Genomic DNA, 14,772 nt, shown 5'->3' with positions numbered 1-14,772 from the left:
CTTCGGTGTCAGTCATAGTCTTCGCTCTTCCGCTGATCAGCGACGACGCGACTTGCGGTCGTCCTTCTCGTGGCCGCGGAAGGTGCGGGTCGGCGCAAACTCGCCGAGCTTGTGGCCGACCATCGACTCGGTGACGAACACCGGGACGTGGGTCTTGCCGTTGTGCACCGCCAGCGTGTGGCCGAGCATGGCCGGCACGATCATGGAGCGACGGGACCAGGTCTTGATGACGTTCTTGGTGCCGGCTTCGTTCTGGACATCCACCTTCTTGATCAGGTGGTCGTCGACGAAGGGCCCCTTCTTGAGACTGCGCGGCATCTAAACCCGCTCCTAGCGCTTCTTGTTCGTCTTGCGGCGGCGGACGATGTACTTGTTCGAAGCCTTCTTCGGCGAACGCGTACGACCCTCCTTCTGACCCCACGGCGAGACCGGGTGGCGACCACCGGAGGTCTTGCCCTCACCACCACCGTGCGGGTGGTCGACGGGGTTCATCACGACACCACGCACGGTCGGGCGGACGCCCTTCCAGCGCATGCGGCCGGCCTTGCCCCAGTTGATGTTCGACTGCTCGGCGTTGCCGACCTCGCCGACAGTGGCGCGGCAGCGGACGTCGACCAGGCGGATCTCACCCGACGGCATACGAAGGTGGGCCATGGTGCCCTCCTTCGCCAGCAGCTGCACGGAGGCACCCGCGGAACGGGCGAACTTCGCGCCGCCGCCGGGCCGCAGCTCGATGGCGTGGATGGTCGTACCGACCGGGATGTTGCGCAGCGCCAGGTTGTTGCCGGGCTTGATGTCGGCGCCGGGGCCGTTCTCAATCCGGTCACCCTGCGACAGACCGCGGGGGGCGATGATGTAGCGCTTCTCGCCGTCCGCGTAGTGCAGGAGCGCGATGCGCGCGGTGCGGTTCGGGTCGTACTCGATGTGCGCGACCTTGGCCGGCACGCCGTCCTTGTCGTGACGACGGAAGTCGATCACTCGGTAGGCGCGCTTGTGGCCACCGCCCTGGTGGCGAACGGTCACACGACCGGCGTTGTTACGGCCGCCCTTGCTGTGCAGCGGGCGAACCAGCGACTTCTCCGGCGTGGACCGCGTGATCTCGACAAAGTCGGCGACGCTGGAGCCACGACGGCCCGGGGTCGTCGGCTTGTACTTGCGGATACCCATTTCTCAGTCCTCGTCCGATTCCGGACGATCCAGACCGCCGTTAGGCGGTCGGACCGCCGAAGATGTCGATGCGGTCGCCCTCGGCGAGGGTCACGATGGCGCGCTTGGTGTCAGCGCGCTTGCCGAAACCGGTGCGGGTGCGCTTGCGCTTGCCCTGCCGGTTGATCGTGTTCACCCCGGTGACCTTGACCGAGAAGACCGCCTCGACGGCCTGCTTGATCTGGGTCTTGTTGGCACGCGGGTCGACGATGAACGTGTACTTGTTCTCGTCCAGCAGCGCGTAGCTCTTCTCGGACACGACGGGCTTCTTCAGCACGTCACGGTGGTCCGTGAAGGTCTTGCTGGTGACGACGGCCTCACTCATCAGGCGTCGCTCCCTTCGGTCTCAACGGCCTTGGGGCCAGACACGAAGGACTCGAAAGCGGTCTGGGTGAAGACCACGTCGTCCGAGACGAGCACGTCGTACGTGTTCAGCTGGCCCGGCTCCAGGATGTGAACCTGGGGCAGGTTGCGGGCGGACAGCCACGCGGCCTCGTCGCTGCGCTCGGCGACCAGGAGCACGTTCTTGCGCTCGCTGATCTTGCCGAGAAGAGCCTTGGCGGCCTTCGTGGAGGTCGCACCCTCGACCACGCCGGAAACGACGTGGATGCGCGAGTTGCGGGCCCGGTCGGTGAGGGCACCGCGCAGGGCGGCGGCCTTCATCTTCTTCGGGGTCCGCTGCGAGTAGTCACGCGGCACGGGGCCGTGGACGATGCCACCGCCGGCGAACTGCGGCGCACGGGTCGAACCCTGACGCGCGCGGCCGGTGCCCTTCTGGCGGTACGGCTTCTTGCCACCGCCGCGGACCTCGCCACGGGTCTTGGTCTTGTGCGTGCCCTGACGGGCAGCGGCCAGCTGTGCAACAACGACCTGGTGGATCAGCGGAACGCTGACCTTCGCGTCGAAGATCTCCGCGGGGAGCTCGACGGTCCCGGCCTTGTCGCCTGCCGGCGAAAGGATGTCAATGGTGCTCATCGGTTACCTCAGGCCCCCTTGGCCGCGGTACGGACCAGGACGAGGCCGCCGTTCGGACCGGGGACGGCGCCCTTGATGAGCAGCAGTCCCTTCTCCGCGTCAACGGCGTGGACGGTCAGGTTCTGGGTGGTGACCCGCTCGTTGCCCATACGGCCGGACATGCGCATGCCCTTGAAGACACGGCCCGGGGTGGCGCAGCCACCGATGGAGCCCGGCTTGCGGTGTACGCGGTGCGCACCGTGCGAAGCCTTGCCGCCGTGGAAGCCGTGACGCTTCATGACACCGGCGGTGCCCTTGCCCTTGGTCTTGCCGGTCACGTCCACCTTGATGCCGGAGTCGAAGACCTCGGCATTGATCTCCTGGCCGAGGGTGTACTCGCCGGCATCGGCGGTACGGACCTCGACGAGGTGACGACGGGGGGTGACATCGGCCTTGGCGAAGTGGCCCTTGAGGGGCTTGTTCACCTTGCGCGGGTCGATCTCGCCGAAGGCGATCTGGACGGAGTCGTAACCGTCCTGGTCTGCGGTGCGCACCTGGGTAACGACACAGGGGCCGGCCTTGACCACGGTGACCGGGACGACACGGTTGTTCTCGTCCCAGACCTGGGTCATGCCGAGCTTCTCGCCCAGGAGGCCCTTGATCTGCTTAGTCATTCTTGACTCACCGACCCTCAGAGCTTGATCTCGATGTCGACGCCGGCCGGAAGGTCGAGTCGCATCAGGGAGTCAACGGTCTTCGGCGTCGGGTCGAGAATGTCGATCAGGCGCTTGTGCGTCCGCATCTCGAAGTGCTCGCGCGCGTCCTTGTACTTGTGCGGCGACTTGATGACGCAGTACACGTTCTTTTCAGTGGGCAGCGGCACCGGGCCCGCGACCGACGCACCAGTGCGGGTCACCGTCTCGACGATCTTCTTCGCCGAGCTGTCGATGACCTCGTGGTCGTAGGCCTTGAGCCGGATGCGGATCTTCTGTCCCGCCATGGCTACTGTGTAGTCCTTTGTCTCGTAACGCTCTGGGACCCGGTGCGCTTGTGCCTTTCGGAGACACGGCCCACATCCGCCACGCTCTCGCTCTTCGCCGACCCACGCGGTCGGGCGTGTCGCATCCCTTCCCGCATATCTCCGCAGGGGAGATCCTTCGAGAAGGAGAACGTGGGGTCATGGACACCCACCGGGCGCCTGGCTGAGGCACCCCGCTGACGCTTCCCGGAAGATTCCCGTACTTCCGCCCCTGATAAGAGGCGACGAATACCTAGGACTCGCTTCCAGTCCTCCCGGCGGGAGGCGCGCAGCATCGGCACTCAACCGAGCAACTTGGCTAGTGTGCCATATGGGGCACACGGCTGGCCAACCGAAGGGGAGAGAGTACCCCACGCCACACCGTGCAAATCCCCGGGTCCGCCGACAGCTGATCTTCAACCGGCGGTCAGTCGTCCCTCAGCCGGCCGTCAGCCGGCCGAAACGACCGCCTGCGGACTCCGCTCCTGCCCACTCCCGGGCACCGGAGCCGAGGCGTCACTCCCCAGCTCCACGATCCGATTCGCGCCGTCCACATGCACCACACTCGGCGTCATCGCCCGCGCCTCGGCGTCGTCCACCTGCGCATAGCTGATGAGAATCACCAGGTCACCGGGGTGCACAAGATGCGCGGCCGCGCCATTGATCCCAATGACCCCGGACCCCCGCTCCCCCTCGATCACATACGTCTCCAGCCGAGCCCCGTTGCTGATGTCGACAATATGGACCAGCTCACCCGGCAGCAGATCGGCAGCGTCCATCAACTCGGCGTCAACGGTCACCGACCCCACGTAATGCAGATCGGCCTGCGTCACGGTGGCCCGATGGATCTTGGACTTGAACATGGTGCGCAGCATGGCGTCACTCCTGAGGAAGAAGGTCGCGCCCTCCCAAGAGGTGCGCGCCGACGCAGCCATGCTAAGCGGCCGGGCGGGGGTAGCGAAGAGTGACGGTGGTCTCCTTGAAGGTGGTCGATGTCAATCGTGAAGGGAACGGTCAGCTTCAGCCGCTCGTGGCGGATGCCCGTCAGTGCGTACGCGTTCGCTACCGGATCCAGCCGCCCGCACCGGCGCACTGACGGGCCGACATCCCATGACCCGATCGAGTGGTCATATGCCAGCGGAACGTTCCTCTGTCCCCCGAACGCCCTACGTTCGCGCACATGGTCACTTCCTCGCACGAGGCTTCGCACCAGATCTTCCAAGACCGGCCGGAGTTGTTGACTCCGGTCTTCCGGATCCTGGGCGTGCCTCTGCCCACCAAGGCGTCCATCCAGGTGCTCTGCGCCGACGCCACCGAGATCCGTCCGCTGGAGCGCCGCGTGGACAGCGTGCTGCGCGTCGTTCCGTCCGACGGCGGGGACTTCCTGCTCGCCATCGAGGCTCAGGGGCGGCGCGACCCGGACAAGGCGGCCAGCTGGACGTACTACCTCGCCTACCTGCGAGCGAAGTACGACGTACCGGCGCTGCTACTCGTCGTCTGCCAGGACAGAGCCACTGCCACCTGGGCCGCCGGCCCCTTCACCACCGGCGTGGAGGGCTGGACCGCGCTCTGCGCACATCCGCTGGTCCTCGGCCCGGACAACGTGCCGGTCATCACCGACCCGGCCGTTGCCGCCAGGGACCTGGCTCTCGCCACGTTCTGCGCCATGACACACGGACGGGACCGGAACATCGGCGCCATACTGGAGGCCCTGGCAAGCGCTCTGGGCTCAGCCGACCGTCAGTCCGCCGACTACTACACCGAACTGCTGGAGATCGGCCTGGGCGACAGCCCGGCCCGCGCGACCTGGAAGGAACTCATGAAGGTCAACGGAAGCTATTTTCCCGGCCGCGGCACGCTCATCGAGGAGACCTACCTGGAAGGCAAGGCCGAGGGCAAGGCCGAGGGCAAGGCGACGCTCATCCTGCGTCTGCTGGAGAGCCGCGGCATCGCCACGCCCGATGACGCTCGTGAGCGGATCACGGGCTGCACGGACCTCGACGTCCTCGACCGCTGGTTCGACCGGGCCATCACCGCCCCCGACGCCGACGCGCTGTTCACCGAGGACGAGAGCCGGGACGGGGAGACGGCGCACACGTAACCAGCACACCCCGACCCCGATCACCCACTCGTACGCAAGACAACTCGTACGCAAGACAAAGGGCCCCGCACACCCGAAGGTGTGCGGGGCCCTCGCTCGCTAGGAGCGCCGGGTCTCCCCGATCGACAAGTAAGTGAGATTACTTGTTGATCTTGGTGACCTGGCCGGCGCCGACGGTCCGGCCACCCTCACGGATGGCGAACTTCAGGCCCTCCTCCATGGCGACCGGCTGGATCAGCTGGACGGACATGGAGGTGTTGTCGCCCGGCATGACCATCTCGGTGCCCTCGGGGAGGGTCACGACGCCGGTCACGTCCGTGGTACGGAAGTAGAACTGCGGGCGGTAGTTGTTGAAGAACGGGGTGTGACGGCCACCCTCGTCCTTCGACAGGATGTAGGCCTGGGCCTCGAACTCGGTGTGCGGGGTGACCGAACCGGGCTTGATGATGACCTGGCCGCGCTCGACGTCCTCGCGCTTGATACCGCGAAGCAGCAGACCGACGTTCTCACCGGCCTGGCCCTCGTCCAGCAGCTTCCGGAACATCTCGATGCCGGTGACCGTGGTGGAGGTCTTCTCGGTCTTGATGCCGATGATGTCGACGTTCTCGTTGACCTTCAGCACACCGCGCTCGATACGGCCGGTGACGACCGTACCGCGACCGGTGATGGTGAAGACGTCCTCGATCGGCATCAGGAACGGCTTGTCGGTGTCGCGCTCCGGGGCCGGGATGGCCTCGTCGACAGCCTTCATCAGGTCCAGGACCGACTTGCCCCACTCGGCGTCGCCCTCGAGCGCCTTCAGCGCCGAGACCTTGACGACCGGGACGTCGTCGCCCGGGAACTCATACTCGGAGAGGAGCTCACGGACCTCGAGCTCGACGAGCTCCAGGATCTCCTCGTCGTCCACCATGTCGGCCTTGTTCAGGGCGACAACGATGTAGGGAACGCCGACCTGGCGGGCCAGGAGCACGTGCTCCTTGGTCTGCGGCATCGGGCCGTCGGTGGCGGCAACCACGAGGATGGCGCCGTCCATCTGCGCCGCACCCGTGATCATGTTCTTGATGTAGTCCGCGTGACCGGGGCAGTCGACGTGGGCGTAGTGACGGTTCTCCGTCTGGTACTCGACGTGCGCGATGGAGATGGTGATACCACGCTGGCGCTCTTCCGGCGCCTTGTCGATCATGTCGAAGGCCGAGGCCTCGTTCAGGTCCGGGAACGCGTCATGCAGCACCTTGGTGATCGCCGCGGTAAGGGTCGTCTTACCGTGGTCGATGTGACCGATGGTGCCGATGTTGACGTGCGGCTTAGTCCGCTCGAACTTCGCCTTCGCCACTGGGGTCCTCCTGTGGAGTGGTTCTGTACGCCTTACTCATCGGCGCCAGGTGATCTTTGCTGGGGTGCCGGCCGGCGGGGCATTCCACGCGATAAACGCGGTTTGCCCCACCGGTCGGTGTCAAGCCTAAAGCGTGTCGGGGTCCGACTCTGACGAGACGGGTCTTACTCGCCCTTGGCCTTCGCGATGATCTCCTCGGCGACGTTCCGCGGAACCTCGGCGTAGGAGTCGAACTGCATCGAGTAGCTCGCGCGACCCGACGTCTTGCTGCGGAGGTCTCCGACGTAGCCGAACATCTCCGAGAGCGGAACCAGGCCCGTGACGAGCTTGGCACCGTGGCGGTCCTCCATGGACTGAATCTGTCCACGGCGGGAGTTGATGTCGCCGATCACGTCGCCCATGTAGTCCTCGGGCGTGGTGACCTCGACCTTCATCATCGGCTCGAGCAGGGCCGGGGAAGCCTTGCGCGCAGCCTCCTTGAAGGCCATCGAACCGGCGATCTTGAACGCCATCTCGGAGGAGTCGACCTCGTGGAAGGCACCGTCGTGGAGCGTGACGCGCACACCGGTCAGCGGGTAGCCGGCGAGAACACCGAACTCCATGGCCTCCTGGCAGCCCGCGTCCACGGACGGGATGTACTCCCGCGGGATGCGGCCACCGGTGACCTTGTTCTCGAACTCGTAGCCATCGCCCTCGAGAGGCTCGACCGAGATCTGCACCTTCGCGAACTGGCCGGAACCACCAGTCTGCTTCTTGTGCGTGTAGTCGATCTTCTCGACGGTCTTGCGCAGCGTCTCGCGGTACGCGACCTGCGGCTTACCGACGTTGGCCTCGACCCGGAACTCACGCTTCATACGGTCGACCAGCACGTCGAGGTGCAGCTCGCCCATACCCGCGATGATGGTCTGGCCGGTCTCCTCGTCGGTGTGGACCTGGAAGCTCGGGTCCTCCTCGGCGAGGCGCTGGATGGCGACACCCAGCTTCTCCTGGTCGCCCTTGGACTTGGGCTCAATGGCGACCTGGATGACCGGGGCCGGGAACTCCATCGACTCCAGGATCACCTGGTTGGCGGAGTCACAGAGGGTCTCACCGGTGGTGGTCTGCTTCAGACCCATGACGGCGACGATGTCACCGGCACCCACCGACTCGATCTCCTCACGCTTGTTCGCGTGCATCCGGTAGATCTTGCCGATGCGCTCCTTCTTGCCCTTGACGGAGTTCAGCACCTGCGTGCCGGACTCCAGGCGACCCGAGTAAACCCGGATGAAGGTGAGCTTGCCGAGGTGCGGGTCGCTCGCGATCTTGAACGCGAGCGCGGCCAGCGGCTCGTCCTCGGAGGGACGGCGCTTGATGACCTGCTCGGCGTCGTTGACCGCGTGGCCCTCGATGGCCTCGACGTCCAGCGGCGAGGGGAGGTAACGCACGACCGCGTCCAGCAGCGGCTGGACACCCTTGTTCTTGAAGGCGGTGCCGCAGAACACGGGGGTGACGGTGGCGTTCTCCGCCTTGCCGGAGCTGATGGTGATACGGCGGATCGCCGCGTACAGCTGCTCCTCGGTGGGCTCGGTGCCCTCCAGGTACAGCTCCATCATCTCTTCGTCGTTCTCGGCCACGGCCTCGAGCAGCTTGCCGCGCCACTCGTCGGCCGCCTCGCGGTGGGTGTCCGGGATGTCGACGGTGTCGTACATCTCGCCCTTGGCGGCCTCGGCGGACCAGACCAGGGCCTTCATGCGGACCAGGTCGACGACGCCCTTGAAGTCCGCCTCGGTGCCGATCGGCAGCTGCATGACGATCGGGGTCGCGCCGAGGCGGTCCACGATCATGTCGACGCAGCGGTGGAACTCGGCGCCGGTGCGGTCGAGCTTGTTGACGAAGCAGATACGCGGCACGCCGTAGCGGTCCGCCTGACGCCACACCGTCTCGGACTGGGGCTCAACGCCGGCAACGCCGTCGAACACCGTCACGGCACCGTCGAGCACGCGCAGGGAGCGCTCCACCTCAACGGTGAAGTCGACGTGCCCCGGGGTGTCGATGATGTTGATGGTGTGGTCGACGTTTTCCAGCGGCCAGTGACAGGTGGTGGCAGCAGAGGTGATCGTGATGCCACGCTCCTGCTCCTGCTCCATCCAGTCCATCGTGGCGGCGCCGTCGTGGACCTCACCGATCTTGTACGAAACACCGGTGTAGAACAGGATCCGCTCGGTGGTCGTCGTCTTGCCCGCGTCGATGTGGGCCATGATCCCGATATTGCGGACCTTGGCCAGGTCAAGTGAAGTGGTAGCCATAAGGCTTTCGTCTTCTCTCGGTCTCGATGTGGGTAGCGACTACCAGCGGTAGTGCGCGAAGGCCTTGTTGGACTCGGCCATCTTGTGCGTGTCCTCGCGCTTCTTGACCGAAGCGCCGAGGCCGTTGGAGGCGTCCAGCAGCTCGTTCATGAGGCGCTCGGTCATGGTCTTCTCGCGGCGGGCGCGGGAGTAACCCACGAGCCAGCGCAGCGCCAGGGTCGACGCGCGACCCGGCTTGACCTCGACCGGAACCTGGTAGGTCGCGCCACCGACACGGCGGGACTTGACCTCGAGGGTCGGCTTGATGTTCTCCAGCGCGCGCTTCAGCGTGATGACCGGGTCGTTGCCGGTCTTCTCACGCAGGCCCTCCATGGCGCCGTAAACGATGCGCTCGGCGGTGGAGCGCTTTCCGTTCAGCAGCACCTTGTTGATGAGGGAGGTCACCAGAGGAGAGTTGTAGACCGGGTCGATGATGACCGGGCGCTTCGGGGCGGGGCCCTTACGAGGCATTCTTACTTCTCCTTCTTGGCGCCGTAGCGGCTGCGAGCCTGCTTGCGGTTCTTGACGCCCTGCGTGTCGAGGGAGCCGCGGATGATCTTGTACCGAACACCCGGCAGGTCCTTCACACGACCGCCACGCACGAGCACGATCGAGTGCTCCTGCAGGTTGTGGCCCTCACCCGGAATGTAAGCGGTGACCTCGATGCCGCTGGTCAGACGCACACGCGCGACCTTACGCAGGGCCGAGTTCGGCTTCTTCGGGGTGGTGGTGAAAACACGCGTGCAGACGCCACGGCGCTGGGGCGAACCCTCAAGTGCGGGCGTCTTGTTCTTCTCGACCTTGTCCTGCCGGCCCTTGCGGACCAGCTGCTGGATCGTAGGCACCGTTTCTCCGGTTTCTGTGTGCCAGTCTCGGTAAAGCTAACCTGGAACTTCGCCGACCCACGAGGTCGGGTGTGTCGAATGCCGCAGAACCCTCGCTGGGACGAGGAGCAGCGGATTACGGTGTCGAGACCCGGCTTCGTGCGCACCGGCACCGCCCGCCCGAAGGCTGAGGGAGATGCGCGCACGGCAGGCCAGGGACACCCCAGGCACAAGGTCAGAGCGTACCTACCGCATGGGCTGCGGTCAAAACAAATGCACACGCGTAGGACACGCCGGACTCCTTCGGCGCTGCCGCCACCGTAGTGCGCCGACCGCGCCGACGGAAGAAGGTCTCCGGCCCCGTTCCGTCCGCGCACACGACCGTCCCGGGGACCGCAGCGCCGCCTTTCAGGTCTTCGGCAGCAGCGCCAGCAGCGTGACCAGCATCACCAGGCACCAGCCCCCGATGGCCAGCCAGCCCAGCACCACGCCGGTCAGCGCCATGCCGTCGCCCCGCTCGCCGCTCCGCCGGATCTCCGTGCGCGCCTTGTGCCCCAGGATCACCGCCGGGATCGCGGACACTCCCCAGGTCAGCGGGGTGAGCAGGCCGCAGATCATGGAGCCGGTCGCGGACGGATTGGTACGCGGCTGCGGCATCGGCAGGAACGTCGGCGGGACCATCGGCTGCGGCAGCATCATCGGCGGCTGCGGCACCGGCCCCTGCGGCAGGTCCCCCACCAGTAACTGCAGGTCGGCGTAGGTCAGCGCCTGGTAGGCGCGCGCCACCCGCTCCTCGTACTCACTCTGCGAGAGCCGCCCCTCGGCGAACCCCGCCTTCAGTACATCGACCGCCCGCTCCCGGTCCGCGTGCGCGGCGCGCATGGCCGGCATCGCGGGCATCTGGCGAGGCGGTTGGGCCGGCCGGCCCCCCTGCCACGGTTCGAACGCCACCTGTGAGACCTCCCCCCGGCCGGAGCGTGATGGCCCCATCATCCCTCACAGACCGCAGGGCGGTCATCCAACATGAGGATGACCGCCCTGCGTTTCGCGTTTCGCCCTTACGGGACCGGCCGCCGCCGGTTACCGCTTACTGGTTGTACGGACCGTAGTCGTAGTCCTCCAGCGGGACGGCCTGGCCGGAGCCGGTGCCGAACGGCGAGTAGTCGATGTCGTCGTAGCCGACGGCCGAGTACATCGCGGCCTTGGCCTCCTCGGTCGGCTCGACCCGGATGTTGCGGTAGCGGGACAGGCCCGTACCGGCCGGGATGAGCTTACCGATGATGACGTTCTCCTTGAGGCCGATCAGGGAGTCCGACTTGGCGTTGATCGCCGCGTCGGTCAGGACCCTGGTCGTCTCCTGGAAGGACGCCGCCGACAGCCACGACTCGGTGGCCAGCGAAGCCTTGGTGATACCCATCAGCTGCGGACGGCCGGAGGCCGGGTGGCCACCCTCCGCCACAACGCGACGGTTCTCGCCCTCGAACTTCGAGCGCTCCACGAGCTCGCCCGGCAGCAGCTCCGCGTCGCCGGACTCGATGATCGTCACGCGGCGCAGCATCTGCCGGATGATGATCTCGATGTGCTTGTCGTGGATCGCCACGCCCTGGCTGTTGTAGACCTTCTGGACCTCGCCGACCAGGTGGACCTGGACCGCACGCTGGCCGAGGATGCGCAGCACGTCGTGCGGGTTGATCGCACCGACGGTCAGCGGCTGGCCGACCGTGACGTGGTCGCCCTCGCTCACCAGCAGACGGGCACGCTTGGAGACGCCGTAGGACGTCTCGTCGCTGCCGTCGTCCGGCGTGACGACGACCTTCTTGGTCTTCTCGGTCTCCTCGATCCGCACGCGGCCGGCGGCCTCGGAGATCGGGGCGACACCCTTGGGCGTACGGGCCTCGAAGAGCTCGACGACTCGCGGCAGACCCAGGGTGATGTCGTCACCCGCCACACCACCGGTGTGGAAGGTACGCATCGTCAGCTGGGTACCGGGCTCACCGATGGACTGGGCGGCGATGATGCCGACGGCCTCACCGATGTCGACCAGCTTGCCGGTGGCCAGCGAACGGCCGTAGCAGAAGGCACAGGTGCCGACCGCGGACTCACAGGTCAGGACCGAGCGGGTCTTGACCTCCTCGACGCCGTGCGCGACCAGCTGGTCGATGAGCACGTCACCGAGGTCCACGTTCGCCGAGGCGATGACCTTGCCGTCGACGACGACGTCCTCGGCGAGCATCCGGGCGTACACGCTGGACTCGACGTCGTCCGCCTTGCGCAGCACGCCGTCGGCGCCCTTGCTGGCGATCCGCAGCTTCAGACCGCGCTCGGTGCCGCAGTCCTCCTCGCGGATGATGACGTCCTGGGAGACGTCCACGAGACGACGGGTCAGGTAACCCGAGTCGGCGGTACGGAGGGCGGTGTCCGCGAGACCCTTACGGGCACCGTGGGTGGAGATGAAGTACTCCAGCACGGAGAGACCCTCGCGGAACGACGCCTTAATGGGTCGCGGGATGGTCTCGTTCTTCGCGTTCGACACCAGACCACGCATACCGGCGATCTGCCGCATCTGCATCATGTTTCCTCGGGCACCCGAGTCAACCATCATGAAGATGGGGTTCGTCTTGGGGAAGTTCTCGTTCATCGCCTCGGCGACCTCGTTGGTCGCCTTGGTCCAGATGTTGATCAGTTCCTGAGTGCGCTCGTCCTTGGTGATCAGACCGCGCTCGTACTGCTTCTGGACCTTCTCGTCCTGGGCCTCGTAGCCCGCGACGATCTCCTTCTTGGCCTCCGGCACGACGATGTCGGAGACGGCGACGGTGACGCCGGAGCGGGTGGCCCAGTGGAAGCCGGCCGCCTTCAGGTTGTCCAGCGTCTGCGCGACGATGACCTTCGGGTAGCGCTCGGCCAGGTCGTTGACGATCGCGGAGAGCTGCTTCTTGCCCACCGAGTAGTCGACGAACGGGTAGTCCTCGGGCAGCAGCTCGTTGAAGAGCGCGCGGCCCAGGGTCGTACGCAGCCGGAAGCTGTCACCCTGCTGCCACTCGGGCTCGCCCTCCTCCGGAGCCGGCGGGGTCCAGCCGCGGGGCGGAACCGTGCCGATCGGGAAGCGGATGTCGACCTTCGCCTGGAGCGAGAGCTCCTTGGCGTCGAACGCCATGATCGCCTCGGCGACCGAGCCGAACGCGCGGCCCTCACCGATGACCTTGCGCTCCTCCTCGTCGGTGGTGAGGAAGAACAGACCCAGCACCATGTCCTGGGTCGGCATGGTGACCGGACGGCCGTCGGCCGGCTTGAGGATGTTGTTCGAGGACAGCATCAGGATGCGGGCCTCGGCCTGCGCCTCCGCGGACAGCGGCAGGTGCACGGCCATCTGGTCACCGTCGAAGTCCGCGTTGAACGCGGTGCAGACGAGCGGGTGAATCTGAATGGCCTTGCCCTCGACCAGCTGCGGCTCGAACGCCTGGATACCGAGGCGGTGCAGCGTGGGCGCACGGTTCAGCAGAACCGGGTGCTCGGCGATGACCTCTTCGAGGACGTCGTACACGACCGTGCGGCCGCGCTCGACCATCCGCTTCGCCGACTTGATGTTCTGCGCGTGGTTCAGGTCGACCAGGCGCTTCATCACGAACGGCTTGAAGAGCTCCAGCGCCATGGCCTTCGGCAGACCGCACTGGTGCAGCTTGAGCTGCGGGCCGACGACGATGACGGAACGCGCGGAGTAGTCCACACGCTTACCGAGCAGGTTCTGACGGAAACGGCCCTGCTTACCCTTCAGCATGTCGCTGAGGGACTTCAGCGGGCGGTTACCGGGACCGGTGACCGGGCGACCGCGGCGGCCGTTGTCGAACAGCGCGTCGACGGCCTCCTGCAGCATCCGCTTCTCGTTGTTCACGATGATCTCGGGAGCACCGAGGTCAAGGAGACGCTTGAGGCGGTTGTTGCGGTTGATCACACGGCGGTACAGGTCGTTCAGGTCGGAGGTCGCGAAGCGGCCACCGTCCAGCTGCACCATCGGACGCAGGTCCGGCGGGATGACCGGGATGCAGTCCAGCACCATGCCGTTGGGGCTGTTGCGGGTCTGCAGGAACGCGGAGACGACCTTGAGGCGCTTGAGCGCACGGGTCTTCTTCTGGCCCTTGCCGGTACGGATGATCTCGCGGAGCTTCTCGGCCTCTTCGTCGAGGTCGAAGGACTCCAGGCGCTTCTGCAGGGCAGCCGCGCCCATGCCGCCCATGAAGTACGTGCCGAAGCGGTCACGCAGCTCGCGGTAGAGCAGCTCGTCGCCCTCGAGGTCCTGGACCTTGAGGTTCTTGAAGCGGTTCCAGACCTCGTCCAGGCGGTCGATCTCGCGCTGCGCACGGTCGCGAAGCTGCTTCATCTCGCGCTCGGCACCCTCGCGCACCTTGCGGCGCACGTCGGCCTTGGCGCCCTCGGCCTCCAGCTCGGCCAGGTCGGTCTCGAGCTTCTTGGCGCGGGCCTCGAGGTCGGCGTCGCGGCGCTGCTCGATCTGCTGACGCTCGACGGAGACGTGCGCCTCCAGCGAGGGCAGGTCGCGCGTACGGCGCTCCTCGTCCACCCACGTGATCATGTAGGCGGCGAAGTAGATGACCTTCTCGAGGTCCTTGGGGGCGAGGTCCAGCAGGTAGCCCAGCCGGCTCGGAACGCCCTTGAAGTACCAGATGTGCGTGACAGGGGCGGCCAGCTCGATGTGGCCCATCCGCTCACGGCGCACCTTGGCGCGAGTGACCTCGACGCCGCAGCGCTCGCAGATGATGCCCTTGAAGCGGACGCGCTTGTACTTACCGCAGTAGCACTCCCAGTCCCGAGTGGGGCCGAAGATCTTCTCGCAGAAGAGGCCGTCCTTCTCGGGCTTGAGGGTGCGGTAGTTGATGGTCTCCGGCTTCTTGACCTCGCCGTGGGACCACTGACGAATGTCGTCAGCGGTGGCAAGGCCGATCCGCAGCTCGTCGAAGAAGTTGACGTCGAGCACTGTCGTCAATCCCTCTTTCAGGGTC

14 protein-coding genes are annotated in these 14,772 nt (G+C 66.3%); 1 reads left to right on the top strand and 13 read right to left on the bottom strand.

The genetic code is table 11. The annotated features are described in order from the left end of the window. Positions 1-36: 36 nt before the first annotated feature. The 7 genes from rpsS to panD all read right to left on the bottom strand — a co-directional run bounded on the left by rpsS (position 37) and on the right by panD (position 4,053). Positions 37-318 carry a 30S ribosomal protein S19 gene (gene rpsS, locus IF04_RS0126145; RefSeq protein WP_030262810.1) on the bottom strand — a complete coding sequence of 94 codons (282 nt, stop codon included), beginning with the start codon at positions 316-318 and terminating at the stop codon, positions 37-39. 12 nt (positions 319-330) lie between these two features. Continuing rightward, entirely contained in the window at positions 331-1,167 is an 837-nt protein-coding gene (rplB, locus tag IF04_RS0126140; protein WP_030262808.1) for a 50S ribosomal protein L2, read from the bottom strand. Positions 1,168-1,207: 40 nt separating this feature from the next. Continuing rightward, positions 1,208-1,531 (bottom strand): 50S ribosomal protein L23, encoded by a 324-nt coding sequence (rplW, locus tag IF04_RS0126135; protein WP_030262807.1) that lies wholly within the window; start codon positions 1,529-1,531, stop codon positions 1,208-1,210. Continuing rightward, positions 1,531-2,181: a 50S ribosomal protein L4 gene (gene rplD / locus IF04_RS0126130; RefSeq protein WP_030262805.1), complete on the bottom strand. Its 651-nt coding sequence runs from the start codon at positions 2,179-2,181 to the stop codon at positions 1,531-1,533. Before rplD ends, rplW begins: the two co-directional genes overlap by 1 nt. Before the next feature lie 8 nt (positions 2,182-2,189). After that, positions 2,190-2,834 (bottom strand): 50S ribosomal protein L3, encoded by a 645-nt coding sequence (gene rplC, locus IF04_RS0126125; protein ID WP_030262803.1) that lies wholly within the window; start codon positions 2,832-2,834, stop codon positions 2,190-2,192. A gap of 17 nt (positions 2,835-2,851) precedes the next feature. Beyond that, positions 2,852-3,160 (bottom strand): 30S ribosomal protein S10, encoded by a 309-nt coding sequence (rpsJ, locus tag IF04_RS0126120; protein WP_014054162.1) that lies wholly within the window; start codon positions 3,158-3,160, stop codon positions 2,852-2,854. A 467-nt stretch (positions 3,161-3,627) separates the two neighbouring features. Continuing rightward, positions 3,628-4,053, bottom strand: a complete 426-nt coding sequence (gene panD, locus IF04_RS0126115) for an aspartate 1-decarboxylase (RefSeq protein WP_030262800.1) — start codon at positions 4,051-4,053, stop codon at positions 3,628-3,630. A 305-nt stretch (positions 4,054-4,358) separates the two neighbouring features. On the opposite strand from panD, the gene IF04_RS0126110 reads away from it, so the two are divergent. Continuing rightward, positions 4,359-5,279, top strand: a complete 921-nt coding sequence (locus tag IF04_RS0126110; RefSeq protein ID WP_030262798.1) for an RpnC/YadD family protein — start codon at positions 4,359-4,361, stop codon at positions 5,277-5,279. Positions 5,280-5,418: 139 nt separating this feature from the next. On the opposite strand, the gene tuf is transcribed toward IF04_RS0126110, so the two are convergent. From tuf to IF04_RS0126080, 6 genes are all read right to left on the bottom strand, one after another. After that, positions 5,419-6,612, bottom strand: a complete 1,194-nt coding sequence (tuf, locus tag IF04_RS0126105; RefSeq protein ID WP_030262794.1) for an elongation factor Tu — start codon at positions 6,610-6,612, stop codon at positions 5,419-5,421. Between the two features lie 164 nt (positions 6,613-6,776). Continuing rightward, positions 6,777-8,897: an elongation factor G gene (fusA, locus tag IF04_RS0126100; RefSeq protein ID WP_030262791.1), complete on the bottom strand. Its 2,121-nt coding sequence runs from the start codon at positions 8,895-8,897 to the stop codon at positions 6,777-6,779. Positions 8,898-8,936: 39 nt separating this feature from the next. Next, on the bottom strand, positions 8,937-9,407 hold the full coding sequence (rpsG, locus tag IF04_RS0126095) for a 30S ribosomal protein S7 (RefSeq protein ID WP_030262788.1): 471 nt from the start codon (positions 9,405-9,407) through the stop codon (positions 8,937-8,939). Between the two features lie 2 nt (positions 9,408-9,409). Next, positions 9,410-9,781 (bottom strand): 30S ribosomal protein S12, encoded by a 372-nt coding sequence (gene rpsL, locus IF04_RS0126090; RefSeq protein ID WP_003948652.1) that lies wholly within the window; start codon positions 9,779-9,781, stop codon positions 9,410-9,412. A gap of 387 nt (positions 9,782-10,168) precedes the next feature. Next, complete coding sequence (locus IF04_RS0126085; RefSeq protein WP_245654511.1) at positions 10,169-10,660, bottom strand: DUF1707 and DUF4190 domain-containing protein; 492 nt, start codon at positions 10,658-10,660, stop codon at positions 10,169-10,171. A 187-nt stretch (positions 10,661-10,847) separates the two neighbouring features. After that, positions 10,848-14,747: a DNA-directed RNA polymerase subunit beta' gene (locus IF04_RS0126080; RefSeq protein WP_030262782.1), complete on the bottom strand. Its 3,900-nt coding sequence runs from the start codon at positions 14,745-14,747 to the stop codon at positions 10,848-10,850. Between the last annotated feature and the right edge of the window lie 25 nt (positions 14,748-14,772).

Source organism: Streptomyces violens, from assembly GCF_000717745.1.
GTDB classification, from domain to species: domain Bacteria; phylum Actinomycetota; class Actinomycetes; order Streptomycetales; family Streptomycetaceae; genus Streptomyces; species Streptomyces violens.
This window is presented reverse-complemented; position numbering and strand designations above follow the sequence as displayed.